Source organism: Pseudoalteromonas marina, assembly GCF_000238335.3.
Lineage (GTDB): Bacteria > Pseudomonadota > Gammaproteobacteria > Enterobacterales > Alteromonadaceae > Pseudoalteromonas > Pseudoalteromonas marina.
Genome location: NZ_AHCB03000007.1, coordinates 67,971 through 82,182, shown reverse-complemented (window position 1 = coordinate 82,182; position 14,212 = coordinate 67,971). Strand labels below are relative to the sequence as shown.

Genomic DNA, 14,212 nt, shown 5'->3' with positions numbered 1-14,212 from the left:
GTTATTCAAATACATCAACAGAACAAAGGTGTATTAATACATTCGTACTTTTGGGAAACACAGTGAATGGATAGTATTGAGCAGCTTAAATTTGATCTGGCAAAGGCAGATGCCAAAATATCTGAGCTAGAAAAAAACGCCTGTTGTAATGATTTATTTATACATATATTTAACTCTTCCCCTGTCCCATTTGTATTGAATGACGCTCACAACACTATTGTCCATGCTAATGATACGTTTGTTAATATGTTCGGTTATGGAGTAAGCGATATACCCACATTAGATGAATGGTGGGGCAAAGTACTTCCTAATAGCCATTATCGCGACTGTGTGATGAACTTGTGGCACAAAAAAATTAATCGATTCAAAAAAATGAACACTCGTTTTGAGCCAATGCAGCTAACTATACAGTGTAAAGATGGGTGTAAACGTACTGTACTTGGCAGTGCCGTTCCTTTAAAAAATGGGGATACCGGTATCATATTAAATATTTTTTATGATATTACTGAACTTGAGTATGAAAATGGCCAAATACGTGAGCTATCTAATATCATTACTGAATTAACCCTTTCTTTAGAACAGCAAAAAAACATGCTCATACTCGAAAAACAAAAAGCCTCAGCAAACACAGAACGGTTAAGTTTAGCCATGAAGGGCGCTAATGATGGACTTTGGGATTGGGATATTGCTAACGAAAAAATGTATTACTCACCGCGATGGAAATCGATGTTGGGGTATAAAGAAGACGAGCTTACAAATAGTTTTGCTACATGGGAAAGGCTTGTTCACCCTGACGATCTAGCTCCAGCAGTTGCTAAAATCCATTCGTTTATGGAATCTAAAACTAAGCACTATGAAGCTGAGTTTAGAATGCGCCATAAAAATGGTAGCTATGTAAATATTTTGTCTCGTGCTTTTGTTGTTGAAAGTGAGGAAGGTGAAATTACTCGTTTAGTGGGCACTCATGTAGATATTACAGCAAGAAAAAAATCAGAAGAAAAACTCAGCTACCAATCATCTCATGATTCACTCACTGGTTTAGCAAATAGAAGAGAGTTTAAGCGTCGTGTTGAGCTTTTATTGTCAGTTGCTGCTGAAAAACGAGTTGATCATGCTTTATGTTATATGGACCTTGATCAATTTAAAGTAGTGAATGACACCTGTGGTCATTTAGCTGGCGATGAATTACTTCGTCAGCTCGGTTCTTTATTGCAAAAAGTAGTAAGAAAAACAGATGTGGTAGCACGCCTCGGTGGGGATGAGTTTGCTGTATTGATGGAAAACTGCTCATTTGATAACGCCCATCGTGTAACTAGCCTAATTCAAAAAGAAATTGAGGATTATAGATTTGTTTGGGAAGGTCGCAGCTTTCGTATAGGTGTAAGCATGGGGTTGATCCAAATTACCGATAAATATGTGGATTTTACAGAGGTGCTAAAGTTAGCTGATGTTGCTTGTTATATAGCAAAGGAGAAGGGACGAAATAGAATCCATGTTCATTATGATGATGACGAAGAGCTCGCAGTGCGCCAAGGCGAAATGCAGTGGGTAAATAGAGTTCAAGATGCAATAGATGAAAACCGCTTTAAAATATACGCACAATTAATTGAGCCACTCGCTTGCGATAAAAATAAACATTATGAATTGCTATTGCGCATGGTCGATGATCAGGGAGGTATAATTCCTCCGGGTGCTTTCTTACCTCCTGCAGAGCGCTATCAACTGATTGTAAAAGTAGATAGTTGGATGATTGAAAACGCATTTAAGATGATTCGAAATAACCCTAACTTTCTCAAAGGGGTTAACTTCTTGTCTATTAACCTTTCAGGACAGTCACTTACTAATGAGGACTTTTTAATATTTATTACAGAGCAACTTACCCTTTTGGGTGAGCATAGTGAAAAGATCTGTTTTGAAATAACCGAAACAGCCGCCATTTCAAACCTAGAACTTGCCAGTAAGTTTATTTCCCAACTAAAGGTGCTAGGGTGCCGTTTTGCACTAGATGACTTTGGAAGTGGCTTATCATCATTTGGATATTTGAAGAACCTCAAGGTGGACTATCTTAAAATAGATGGGATTTTTGTAAAAGATATTGAGGTTGATCCGATTGATCATGCAATGGTGAAATCAATAAATGAGATTGGCCACGTTATGGGTATGAAAACTATTGCTGAGTTTGTCGAAACTTCACGAATTAAGCAAACTCTATTAGAAATGGGCGTAGATTACGCACAGGGTTATGCTGTACATAAACCACAGCCAATAGAGGAACTATTAAAATAATTAGCTTCGAGCAACTAGATTAAAGCCACCTAATTAATAGCGTGGTAAATTTATTTAAATGTACTTTTTTAAGTGAGTGATAAGCAATCCTTTATAGTCATTTATTAACGTAAATGAAACAAATGTTAGACTTGTACAGGTGTAAAATGCTATCAATGGTGTTTAATTACCTATTTTAAATACCTTTATGCTTATTACTCTACCTATCACTGAACTTGTTCCCGGCATGTATGTCGATAGCGTAACTAAGCAACATGAAGGTGTTAATGGAATAAAAATTAAAACCAGTGGTTTGGTTCGTGAAAAATCGATTATAAAACGTTTAGCGACAGAAGGCGTGCTTGAGCTATTAATTGATTTTACTAAAGGCGATGTAGCCATCCCCGCTAAGTACAAGCCAACTTCCAAGTCCCCTGAAAAAAATAAAAATTTAGCGTCTACAAAACTAAGTGACCAAACAAAGGCAAAGCCTGCCAAGGATAAATCAAAACTCGTAAATACACCTGCAAGTATAACGCTTGAGCAAGAGTTTGCTGCAGCCAGTGAAGGTTACGAGCGCCATAGTAAAAAATTAAAATCGCTATATGGAGATATAACCGCAGGCATGGCCGTTAATGTAAAAGTACTTGATGAAATAGCCGGTGAGATAGTTAGCTCCGTTTTTCGAAATACCAACGCTATGACCATACTTACTCGCGTAAAAGACAAGCACAATTATAACTGGCGACATATGATCAATTGTGCCATTTTTACCGCCGTGTTTGCTAAGTACTTAGGGTACAAGCAAGGGGTTGTTCAACAATTGGCAATGGGCGCATTACTCCATGATTTAGGCCAAGCTAAAATACCACAAGGTATACTATCAAAACCCTCTAAGCTGACCGATATTGAAATGAGTGCGGTAAAAAAGCATGTATCTCAAGGGCTGATATTAGCAAAAGAGGAAGAGGGGGTAACGCCACTCATGTTGGACATGATTGTAAATCATCATGAGCGATTAGATGGCTCAGGTTATCCCAGAGGTGTAAGTGAGCAAAAGCTCAGTCGTGCTGCCCGTATTATGGCTATTGTTGATGTATATGATGCGATGACCGCTGATAAGCTATACAAAGAAGGCGATGAGCCTATTAATGCACTACGTTACTTATTGGCTAGCAACAAGTTATTTGATGCTGAGTTAGTGCAGCGCTTTATAAAGTGTTTAGGTGTCCACCCTGTGGGAAGTATTGTTAAATTAACTAACGAGCGTTTAGCAATCGTGTTAGAGGGAAATACCCAAAACCCTATTAAGCCAAAAGTTAAATTATTTTATAATGCAAAGCATAATCATCACGTAACGCCTAAAGATATAGATTTGAGTACCGACAACCAAGAGCTTAAAATTTTAGCTAGTGTAAAGCCCATGGATTATCAAATTAACTTATCTCGTTTGTTAAAAGATCATCTGCTCGTTTAGCCTTAATACATCGGCGCTTTTGGTTTGCCTGAGCTGATATAAACGCGCCTAAAAAGCAACTTCCCATTAGTAACAACCACAACAAAGTGCCAAGCTCTACATGTAAAGCTGTGCAGCAAAATATGAGCGATACAACAGCATTTAACATAGCGCCTAGCCAGTAACGATTAACAGGGTTGTCGCATTGTCCGGCCTGTGTGCACGCGCAGTAATTTGCCTTATAAAAGAAAAATACACTGGCTCCACAAAAAATAAGACCCACCATAATTAGAACAATCAGCACAGTTTTAACCCTTTGGTTATTTTAAAAAGAGTTTAAAATGCGGTGTAATCCATGTCAATCTAAATGATAATTAATTACATTTAGAGTAATTGCTCTAATAACATATTTCTTATCCGATGAGTTTTAAATAGTTGTTAAAATGTAGTTAAAAAACGTGTTTTTTAGGTGTTTTTGGTGTGATCATGAAGTTTTTTTCTAAAAATTAATGTAGTGTAGCCGGGTTTTGAATATAAGTAACAACACACATAGCTACCCAAACAGTGAGTTTGGTTAAGGACACAACAATGAAATTTTCTAAAACGCTTATCGCAGCCTCGCTTGCATTTGTTTCAGCTGACTCTTTTGCAGCTGCGTTTCAATTAGCTGAGCAAAACGCATCAGGTTTAGGCCGTGCTTATGCTGGTGAAGCATCTATCGCAGACGACGCGTCTGTTGTTGCACGTAACCCTGCTTTAATGACTTTATTTAAAGATAAGCAACTAAGTGTTGCTGCTATAGCCGTTGTTCCAGATGTTAGCCTTGAGGGCACTGGTACAAACAATGGCATCGACCCGAATACATTAGATGACGACAGCATTGCGCCTAGCGCTGTTATTCCAGCAACTTATTTCACTATGCCAGTAAACGACAGAGTATCAGTTGGTTTTGGCGCATTTGCTAACTTTGGTTTAGCAACAAAATTTGATGACGACTACGCGGCAGGTCAAATTGCGGGCGAAACAGAAATTGTAACCGTAAATATGAACGCAAGCGTTGCCTATAAAGTAAGCGAGCAGTTCAGCTTTGGTATTGGCTTAAATGCAATTTATGCAGAAGCTAAAATTATTCGTAAGTTTGGTGCTTCAGCTCTACCAATCCCTGCTTCAACAGATGCAGTAAACCTTGAAGGTGATGATATTGGTTACGGCTTAAATGTTGGTTTAATGTACCAATTAGACGAAAACAGCCGTTTTGGTTTTAACTACCGTACAGAAACTGACATCACGTTTGAAGGTGAATACTCAAACGAGCTTCCTTCTGCATTTATTCCTGGTGGATTAGACGGACAGCTTGAACTTCCTGGTTCGGTTGAAATAACGCTACCTGCTATTGCTGAGTTTTCTGGTTCACATCAGTTAGACGAAAAATTAGGCTTGCACTACAGCGTATTGTGGACTGGCTGGAGCAGCTTTGATTCATTGGAAGCACAAGTAACAGCACCAACGGGTGATAAGTTTAGCGCATTTGAAAAAACAGAAGATTTCTCTGATGCACTTCGTTACTCAGTAGGTACTGACTACCAGTACAACGAAAACCTATTGTTACGTGCAGGTATTGCGTTTGACGAGTCGCCTGTATCACAACAGCATTTATCAATCTCGATTCCAGACACAGACCGCTTTTGGTTCTCTTTTGGTGGTAACTACATCATCGATAAAAACTCAAACGTTGATTTAGGCGTGAGTATTATTCGTGGTAAAACACAAAACTACACTGAAAAAGATAACTTAGGCTCGCAGTGGTCTTTTGAATCTAAAGGTCATGCTACGCTTATTGGCGCGCAGTACAACTACACGTTTTAATGTAGAAGTGCCTTTAGCTTAATCATTAGGCACAAAAAAAGCCGCTCACTTTTATTAAAGTGAGCGGCTTTTTAATGCCTGCTAAATTGCTTTAGCAGGTGACTAAAATTATAAGCTTTCAATCTTCGTTTTTTGCTCAAGCAGCTTAGTTTTAGCATCGGTGAATTCAGCTAACTTAGCGTTTTCTTTTGCAAGAACGGCTTCTGGTGCATTGTTTACAAACTTTTCGTTAGCGAGTTTGTTTTGCACTTGCGCTAGGCCTTTTTCTGCTTTTTCGAGTTGCTTGTTGATACGTGCAAGCTCTGCTTCAACATCAATTAAGCCCGCCATTGGGATCATAATTTCAAGGTTGCCAACATAAGAGGTTGCACACGCTGGTGCGTCGTCTTTGTTTTCAAGCATTGTAAACTCTTCAAGCTTAGCCAATGATGCCAAGAATGATTTGTTTTCTTCAATACGGCGCACATCTTCGCTTGATGCATTGGCAAGTAATACGCTCAGTGGCTTGCTTGGGCTAATATCCATTTCACCACGAATGTTACGAATCGCTAAAATGAATTGCTTAACCCACTCTAAGTCTTCCATCGCTTTGGCATCAACGCTTGCTTCATTATAAACAGGGAAGCCTTGTACCATAATGCTAGTGCCCGCTGTTTCGAGCCCTGCAAGTGGTGCAACGCGTTGCCAAATCGTTTCTGTGATGTATGGCATCATTGGGTGCATTAAACGTAGTAGGCTTTCTAGTACTGTAATGAGTGTATTACGTGTACCGCGCTGCTGTGCTTCACTGCCTTTAAATAATACAGGCTTGGTCAACTCTAAGTACCAATCACAGAACTGGTTCCAAGTGAATTCGTAAAGTGTATTAGCGGCTAAATCAAAGCGGTAGTTATCAAGGTGCTCAGTGTACGTTTTAACGGTGGCTTCATATTGGCCTAAAATCCAACGATCAGCTAGCGAGTACTCTTTTTGTGCATCGTTTGCAAAACCACAGTCTTGCTCTTCTGTGTTCATTAATACGTAACGGCTCGCGTTCCATAGTTTATTACAGAAGTTGCGGTAACCTTCAAGGCGGTTCATGTCCCAGTTAATATCACGACCGGTAGATGCCATTGCTGCAAGGGTAAAGCGAAGCGCATCAGTACCGTGAGCTTCAATACCATTTGCGAATACTTTGCGCGTGTCTTTTTCAATTTTAGCGGCAAGTTTAGGCTGCATCATGTTGCCAGTACGCTTTTGTACTAAGTCTTCAAGCTCAATGCCGTCAATCATGTCTAGCGGGTCAAGTACGTTACCTTTTGACTTAGACATTTTATCGCCGTTGTCGTCACGTATTAGGCCAGTAACATACACTGTTTTAAACGGCACTTGTGGTTTACCGTTTTCATCTTTAATAAAGTGCAGCGTCATCATGATCATGCGCGCAACCCAGAAAAAGATAATGTCAAAACCCGTTACTAACACGTCAGACGGGTGGAAGGTTTTTAAATCATCGGTGTTTTCTGGCCAGCCTTGCGTTGAGAATGTCCAAAGCGCTGACGAGAACCATGTATCAAGTACGTCTTCGTCTTGGCTAAGTGCTACGCTATCTGCAATGTTGTTATCGCGGCGAACTTCCGCTTCGTCGCGACCAACGTATACGTTGCCTTCGCTGTCGTACCAAGCTGGAATACGGTGACCCCACCAAAGCTGACGTGATATACACCAATCTTGTACGTCGTTCATCCACGAAAAGTACATATTTTCGTATTGCTTAGGCACAAATTGAATGTCGCCGTTTTTAACTGCATCTTTAGCAGGTTCTGCAAGTGGCGCAACACGTACATACCATTGGTCTGTAAGTAGTGGCTCAATAACCACACCTGAGCGGTCACCGTATGGAACGGTTAGGCCGTGGTCTTCAATTTTTTCAAGTAAGCCTAGTTCTTCAAATTCAGCCACAATCGCTTTACGCGCAGCAAAACGATCAAGCCCATGAAAACGCGCTGGAATAGGCGCATCAAGCTCAAGCTCTTTGCCGTCAAAGGTGTAAGTTTCACCTTGAGTTAAAATAGCGGCGTCTTTATCGAAAATATTGATCATTGGCATTTTGTGACGCTTGCCAACTTCGTTATCGTTAAAGTCGTGAGCTGGGGTTATTTTTACACAACCTGTGCCTTTATCTTTATCGGCGTGTTCATCAGCAACAATGGTGATACGGCGATTAACGATAGGTAATAAAATGTCTTTACCAATTAAATCTGTGTAGCGCTCGTCATCTGGGTTTACTGCAACACCTGAGTCGCCTAGCATAGTTTCTGGGCGCGTAGTTGCGACTACAATGTAGTCTTTACCGTCTTGTGTTTTAACGCCATCGGCTAGTGGGTAACGTAAGTTCCACATGTGGCCTTGTTTGTCTTTGTTTTCAACTTCAAGATCAGAAATAGCAGTGTGTAATTTTGGATCCCAGTTTACTAGGCGTTTACCACGGTAAATTAGGTTTTCTTTATGAAGGCGAACAAATACCTCTTTAACCGCTTCAGATAAACCGTCGTCCATCGTAAAACGTTCACGGTCCCAATCAACCGATGCGCCAAGGCGGCGTAATTGCTTAGTGATTGTGCCGCCCGATTCGTTTTTCCATTCCCAAATTTTATTAATAAAATCTTCACGGCCTAAATCGTGGCGAGTTTTACCTTCTTCAGCGTGTAGTTTACGCTCAACCAACATTTGCGTTGCAATACCTGCGTGGTCAGTACCTACTTGCCATAATGTGTTGTTACCTTGCATACGCTTAAAACGCGTAAGGGTATCCATTATTGTATCTTGGAAAGCGTGGCCCATGTGTAAGCTACCCGTGACATTTGGCGGCGGGATCATAATAGAATACGGTACGCCTTGGCCAGATGGCTTAAAGTAGCCTTTTTGTTCCCAGTCTTGATATAGAGACTGTTCAATATCTTGCGGATTGTAGGTTTTATCCATTACACAGAACCTTAAATAAGTACTTAAATTAGTTGGTTAGTTTGCCTGAGTGGCTAGCTATTAATATCTTGCGTGGTGAGATTGGCACCGAGTTGGCGTAGCTTTTTAAAACGCTCGCGGGCTGCTTGTTTAGCAACAGGTTCTACGGGGACAAAATCAAAAACTTGGTTAAATCGGCGAATGTAATCAGGTAGCTGAGTGGCCAAGTTTATTAAAACTTTTCGGTTGCCAACGGGTGGCGTAATACCAATTTCAACAGGGGCTCCGCCTTTAGGGCCTTCACCTTGTAAATTGTGTGGTACAAAACTGTCTGGGTCGAATGCCCAAATAATTTCATCAATGGCACAGGCTGTATCGTTATCGTCTACACAAATAAATACACGTTGCCCATTACGATACTGATCGGCCGCTATTTGTGCAGCCAAAGCAAAATGATCATCAGCCTGGGCTTTTGACTCATCTTGTTGCTTTAGAACGAAAAATTTAGCGTTCATGTTCATTGTATCGGGCTTTCCCATGACATTGAATGTGCACTAGGTTAATACACATAAATTAAGAGGCAGATTTTGCCATATAACGGGGTTTGCTTCAATTAATACACAAATAAATAAGGCGCCTAACGGCGCCTTATTTTGAATTAAACAGATAATTAATCGTGTGCTGCTTCGCTTACACCCGCTCTGTTCAATAAATACTGAGTTAGCATAGGAACAGGGCGTCCTGTTGCGCCTTTATTTGCACCACTTCGCCATGCAGTACCCGCTACATCTAAATGCGCCCAATTATATTTTTTGGTGAACTTAGATAAAAAACACGCTGCGGTAATTGTTCCTGCCGCGCGCCCACCTAAGTTAGTAAAATCAGCAAATGGGCTTTCTAGTTGGTCTTGATAATCGTCCCACAGTGGTAGCTGCCATGCACGGTCGCCACTTTGCTCAGACGCTTTCAATAAGTCGTGGGCAAGGGGGTTATGGTTTGCAAGCAAACCTGTTGCATGAGCACCTAATGCTACAATACATGCACCTGTAAGGGTGGCTACATCTATAACGGTATCTGGGTCAAAACGCTCCACGTAGGTTAACGCATCACATAATACTAAACGACCTTCAGCATCGGTATTAAGTACTTCAACCGTTTGCCCCGACATCGTTGTTAAAATATCACCTGGTCGGTAAGCATTTGAACTTGGCATGTTTTCACAACCAGCTAAAATACCTATTACGTTTATAGGTAATTGCATTTGTGCTAAAGCGCGCATTGCACCTATAACACCTGCAGCACCGCCCATATCGTATTTCATTTCATCCATGGCTTCGCCAGGTTTAATTGAAATACCGCCTGAGTCAAAGGTTAAACCTTTACCAACTAACACAATTGGCGCTTGCTCGTCGCTTGCACCTTTGTAGTTAATAACCGACATAACAGATTCGTTATCACTACCACGGCCAACCGCTAAGTATGAGTTCATACCCAGCTCAGCCATTTTTTCTTCGCCAATAATATCAACGGTGATGTTATCAAAATTAGTAGCAAGCTCTTGCGCTTGTTCGCCTAAATACGCTGGGTTACAAATGTTGGGTGGCATGTTGGCAACGTCTTTACACAACTTGCTGCCTGCAGCGATAGCTAAACCGTGCTCAATCGCACTTTCACCAATAGTGAGTTCGCGGCGCGTGGGTACGTTAAATACAATTTTACGAAGTGGACGACGCGGGTCTACTTTTTTACTTTTAAGTTGATTAAACGTGTATAAGCAATCTTGCGTTGTTTCTACGGCTTGGCGTACTTTCCAATAAGTATCTCGGCCTTTTACGTGTTGCTCTGTTAAAAAGCATACCGCTTCCATTGAGCCTGTATCGTTTAAGGTATTTATTGTTTTAGAGATAATTTGTTTGTATTGCTTGTCATCAAGCTCGCGCTCTTTACCGCAACCTACAAGCAAAATACGCTCGCTTAACACGTTAGGGACATGGTGCAATAATAAAACTTGGCCAGGTTTACCCTCTAGGTCGCCACGGCGAAGTAAATTTGAAATGTAACCATCACTGATTTTATCGAGTTGTTCACCAATGGGGGATAACCTGCGTGGTTCGTACACGCCAACGACAATACATGCGCTGCGTTGTTTTTCTGGGCTACCACTTTTTACGCTAAATTCCATTGTTGCTCCTGATTGTGAGTCATTTAAGCTAATAAATAAGGCCAAAAATAATATTTTCTAGTCTTAGTAGCTAAGCTTATGTAGAGATAATACTCATTTTAGCTGATTTTTACCGACTCTTACTGTGTAATTGAACTTTATATGCTTAAGGGCTACTAATGCAACATTATATCTTGCACTTAGGTAGGATAATTAATTTTGATGGCTTATAATAATAGCCTATTTGTCGGTATAAACTGTGCAAAATAGCTATTTAACTATTCGACACTCACTATTGTAGTGAAATACTAAGTTTAACAGGGGCGAGCATTGCTTATTTTTCGTTATTTGACCGCTGAGGTTTTAAAATCGCAGGTCGCCGTATTTTTAACTTTAATGACCATTTTTTTATCACAAAAGCTGGTGGTTATTTTAGGTGACGCATCAGAGGGCAGCATTCCTGCTCAATTAGTGCTGTCGATGATTGCGTTAAAGTTACCACAACTTGCCTCGTTAATTCTTCCATTGAGTATATTTTTAGGCATTATTTTAGCGTACAGCCGTATTTACGCCGACAGCGAAATGACAGTATTAAAAGCGTGTGGTGTGAGCGAATGGTATGTAGTGCGTGTAACTTTAATATCAAGCGCAGGCTTGGCGCTTTTGGCTGGCGCATTAACTATGTACCTAGCACCGTGGGCCAGTGAGCAAGAGTATCAATTAAAAGAACAAGCTAAAGCTGACGCAGGGCTGTCAGCATTAAGAGCCGGTCGTTTCCAAGAAACAGGTAACGAAAAAGCCGTGGTGTTTATTCATAATATTGAAAATGGTGGCAAAGAGCTAAACAAAGTGTTTGTTGCACAGCTACCAAATAGTGATAACGATGAATTAGCTCGACTAGTATACGCAGAGCAAGGCGTGGTAATTGAAGCGCAAAACGGTGAGCAACAGTTAGTGTTAACCGATGGAAAACGATACGAAACCGACGCAACAACACCAGCATTAAACCTGACCGAGTTTGATGGTTACAGTGTGCAAATTCGTGAACAAGAAATAGAACACCAACGCCGTAAGTTAGAAGCTGTGCCGACTAATCAGTTGCTTGCTATTAATACGCCTGAGTCTATTGCTCAATGGCAGTGGCGTATCGCTATTCCTCTTTCTATTCCGCTGCTTACTTTACTAGCAGTGCCGTTAAGTGTGGTTAATCCTCGCCAAGGCAAATTTGCTAAATTGGTACCCGCTATAAGTTTGTATCTTGGGTATTTTATTTTATTAAATGCCGCAAAATTCGCGATAGAAGATGGCAAAATACCGCCGTCAATTGGGCTTTGGTGGATTCACTTGAGTGCCTTATTTATTGGTGGCTTATTAATTATTAAAGGCCGCCCTATAGGCGCTTTGCTAAAAGCTGTTGTCACTAAGCGGGAGTTAAGCTCATGATGAAAACACTCGACTGGTATTTGGGCCGCAGCATTTTACAAACAACAGGCTTTGCTTTGTTGGTTTTAGTTGGCATCAGTACCTTAATTAAATTTATTGAACAGTTAAAATCGGTAGGGCGTGGTAGTTACGATTTGATTACCGCCATGCTGTATACGCTGTACAGTATTCCTGGTGATTTAGTGGTGTTTTTCCCTATGGCTGCGCTCATTGGGGGCTTAACAGGGCTTGGTGCGCTTGCTTCAAATAGTGAATTAGTGGTTATGCAAGCTGCGGGTATGTCGCGGTTGCAAATTATTGGTTCGGTGATGAAAACCGCCATGTTTATGGCCATTTGTATGATGGCGCTTGGCGAATGGGGAGCACCAGAGGCACAGTTACGTGCAAAAGAAATGCGAAACCAAGCTATACATGGCGGAGATGTGTTTAGCGCACAAAAAGGGGTTTGGGCAAAAGATGGAAATAACTTCATAAATATAGAAGATGTGGATGAAAGCGGTAAGCTTAACGGTTTGCACATGTACTATTTTGATAGCTCACTTGAGCTTACTCAAATTACTAAAGCTAAAGAGGCAATTAGCCGAAAAGATGGATGGCTTTTACGTGATGTAAACAAAGTCATTATTACGGATGAGTTAATTACTACTGAACTACACCCAGAAGAGTTTTACCCATCGCAACTAACCGCTGAAAAGTTAGGTGTTGTATCTGTAAAGCCTGAGTCGCTTTCGTTTACAGGGTTATGGTCGTACTTAAGCTACTTAGAGCAAAATGAACAAGATACCAGTACCTATGACATTGCTCTTTGGCGAAAGTTTATGCAGCCCGTGTCGGTTGCGGTTATGTTACTGGTTGCGCTCTCTTTTATATTTGGTCCGTTACGTACTGTAACTATGGGCGCACGAATAATTATGGGTGTTGTAACAGGCATTGTGTTTCATTTAACAAACGAGATATTTGGTCCCGTGGTAATGGTTTACCAAATACCTGCCATAATTGGCGCTGTACTGCCTAGTGTTATTTTTATAGGCTTTGCGACCTACTTGATGAATAAACGGGTATAAGCGATTATATCTAAAAATAAAAAAGGGTGACTAGTAAGTCACCCTTTTTTGTTTTTAGAGGTTTTATTACTGTGTATATATTAATCGAGCTCGCGGTATATACGTTTGTTCTCTTCTTTTGAAAGAGCAACAACCTCTGTTTTAGATAAGTAATCTTGTAAGGCTTTTTTGTTTTTAAAATCAACTAACACAACTAAGTTACCTAAACCAAGTAACGCGCCCATGCAGCGAATAACTGATTGCGACCAACTAATTAAATTGCCATCGTTAGTTTGTACTCTTAATCGCCACGCTCGCATACCAATTGTTTGACCACTTTTGGTCCAAAAGTAACTAAAAAATATAACATTTACGCCCACAAACAACGCACTGCGAATGCCATCTAGTAAAGGTGAATTCTCTATAAATGCAGCAGGGTCTTGACCTTCGGTTTGCTCAATAAGGCCCGTAGAAATTAAAACTTGAATTGCAGCAAAGTACAAAATAGCGGTTAGCATAGATAATGAAATGACGACTAAAGAGTCGTATATTAGCGACGCAAAACGGCGCCAAAAACCAGCACGTGGAAACTCACCCGACATAAAAATACTCTCACTGTTAATGTGTGGCTAGTTTAGCAAAAAAGCGCAAAAATACTAAGCGCTATAGTATGTTGGTATCATTTAACTATTGGTTTAAATAATATCTGTATTTTTAAAGTGCTTTGTTTACATGACGCTTTAATTTTTTTAAATGTTAAGAGTTGCCTAAATGTTAAGCGGTTGATCATGCTTATGTAATAAAAGGCTTGCTGCTAACCCTATTGTTTGTATAATGCTTGGCATAGAGACGAAGGCACATAAATAATCCTAAGCTCTAAAGTGGTTTTTCTTTATCTTCTCGTGTTTAGAAGGTTAAAGAAAAATGATGCCAGCGTGATGAAATTGGTAGACATGGGGGATTCAAAATCCCCTTCCGAAAGGAGTGCCGGTTCGAGTCCGGCCGCTGGTACCACTTTTTATAACCTCTGCTAGA

General features: G+C 40.5%; 10 protein-coding genes and 1 tRNA gene. 6 read left to right on the top strand and 5 right to left on the bottom strand.

Going from position 1 to position 14,212, the window contains the following annotated elements; genetic code table 11:
- Positions 1-66: 66 nt before the first annotated feature.
- On the top strand, positions 67-2,286 hold the full coding sequence (locus tag PMAN_RS11545; RefSeq protein WP_010557836.1) for an EAL domain-containing protein: 2,220 nt from the start codon (positions 67-69) through the stop codon (positions 2,284-2,286).
- A 187-nt stretch (positions 2,287-2,473) separates the two neighbouring features.
- Positions 2,474-3,742 (top strand): cyclic di-GMP phosphodiesterase, encoded by a 1,269-nt coding sequence (locus PMAN_RS11540; RefSeq protein ID WP_033035124.1) that lies wholly within the window; start codon positions 2,474-2,476, stop codon positions 3,740-3,742.
- Here PMAN_RS11540 and PMAN_RS19160 read toward each other — a convergent pair.
- Positions 3,702-4,025: a hypothetical protein gene (locus tag PMAN_RS19160; RefSeq protein ID WP_168371048.1), complete on the bottom strand. Its 324-nt coding sequence runs from the start codon at positions 4,023-4,025 to the stop codon at positions 3,702-3,704. The genes PMAN_RS11540 and PMAN_RS19160 overlap by 41 nt on opposite strands.
- 284 nt (positions 4,026-4,309) lie before the next feature.
- Between PMAN_RS19160 and PMAN_RS11535 the strand changes: the two genes are divergently transcribed.
- Complete coding sequence (locus tag PMAN_RS11535; protein ID WP_010557834.1) at positions 4,310-5,587, top strand: outer membrane protein transport protein; 1,278 nt, start codon at positions 4,310-4,312, stop codon at positions 5,585-5,587.
- Positions 5,588-5,695: 108 nt separating this feature from the next.
- Here PMAN_RS11535 and PMAN_RS11530 read toward each other — a convergent pair whose 3' ends face one another.
- The 3 genes from PMAN_RS11530 to pepA form a co-directional block, all read right to left on the bottom strand.
- Complete coding sequence (locus tag PMAN_RS11530; RefSeq protein ID WP_010557833.1) at positions 5,696-8,551, bottom strand: valine--tRNA ligase; 2,856 nt, start codon at positions 8,549-8,551, stop codon at positions 5,696-5,698.
- A 53-nt stretch (positions 8,552-8,604) separates the two neighbouring features.
- Positions 8,605-9,051 (bottom strand): DNA polymerase III subunit chi, encoded by a 447-nt coding sequence (locus tag PMAN_RS11525; RefSeq protein WP_010557832.1) that lies wholly within the window; start codon positions 9,049-9,051, stop codon positions 8,605-8,607.
- A gap of 149 nt (positions 9,052-9,200) precedes the next feature.
- Entirely contained in the window at positions 9,201-10,712 is a 1,512-nt protein-coding gene (gene pepA / locus PMAN_RS11520; protein WP_010557831.1) for a leucyl aminopeptidase, read from the bottom strand.
- A gap of 309 nt (positions 10,713-11,021) precedes the next feature.
- On the opposite strand from pepA, the gene lptF reads away from it, so the two are divergent.
- Positions 11,022-12,134, top strand: coding sequence for an LPS export ABC transporter permease LptF (lptF, locus tag PMAN_RS11515; protein WP_006793703.1), 1,113 nt, complete (start codon positions 11,022-11,024; stop codon positions 12,132-12,134).
- A complete protein-coding gene (lptG, locus tag PMAN_RS11510; protein WP_010557830.1) occupies positions 12,131-13,198 on the top strand; it encodes an LPS export ABC transporter permease LptG in 1,068 nt (355 codons plus the stop codon). The genes lptF and lptG overlap by 4 nt, the downstream gene beginning before the upstream one ends.
- An 80-nt stretch (positions 13,199-13,278) precedes the next feature.
- Here lptG and PMAN_RS11505 read toward each other — a convergent pair whose 3' ends face one another.
- A complete protein-coding gene (locus PMAN_RS11505; protein ID WP_006793701.1) occupies positions 13,279-13,779 on the bottom strand; it encodes an RDD family protein in 501 nt (166 codons plus the stop codon).
- Between the two features lie 327 nt (positions 13,780-14,106).
- Between PMAN_RS11505 and PMAN_RS11500 the strand changes: the two genes are divergently transcribed.
- A tRNA-Leu gene (locus tag PMAN_RS11500) sits at positions 14,107-14,191 on the top strand.
- The last annotated feature ends 21 nt before the right edge of the window (positions 14,192-14,212 follow it).

Excerpts from the sequence above, each read along its gene's own strand:
- PMAN_RS11540 (WP_033035124.1), top strand. The coding sequence starts at position 2,474 with ATGCTTATTACTCTACCTATCACTGAACTTGTTCCCGGCATGTATGTC.
- PMAN_RS11545 (WP_010557836.1), top strand. The coding sequence starts at position 67 with ATGGATAGTATTGAGCAGCTTAAATTTGATCTGGCAAAGGCAGATGCC.
- PMAN_RS11505 (WP_006793701.1), bottom strand. The coding sequence starts at position 13,779 with ATGTCGGGTGAGTTTCCACGTGCTGGTTTTTGGCGCCGTTTTGCGTCG.
- lptG (WP_010557830.1), top strand. The coding sequence starts at position 12,131 with ATGATGAAAACACTCGACTGGTATTTGGGCCGCAGCATTTTACAAACA.
- PMAN_RS11525 (WP_010557832.1), bottom strand. The coding sequence starts at position 9,051 with ATGAACATGAACGCTAAATTTTTCGTTCTAAAGCAACAAGATGAGTCA.
- pepA (WP_010557831.1), bottom strand. The coding sequence starts at position 10,712 with ATGGAATTTAGCGTAAAAAGTGGTAGCCCAGAAAAACAACGCAGCGCA.
- PMAN_RS11530 (WP_010557833.1), bottom strand. The coding sequence starts at position 8,551 with ATGGATAAAACCTACAATCCGCAAGATATTGAACAGTCTCTATATCAA.
- PMAN_RS11535 (WP_010557834.1), top strand. The coding sequence starts at position 4,310 with ATGAAATTTTCTAAAACGCTTATCGCAGCCTCGCTTGCATTTGTTTCA.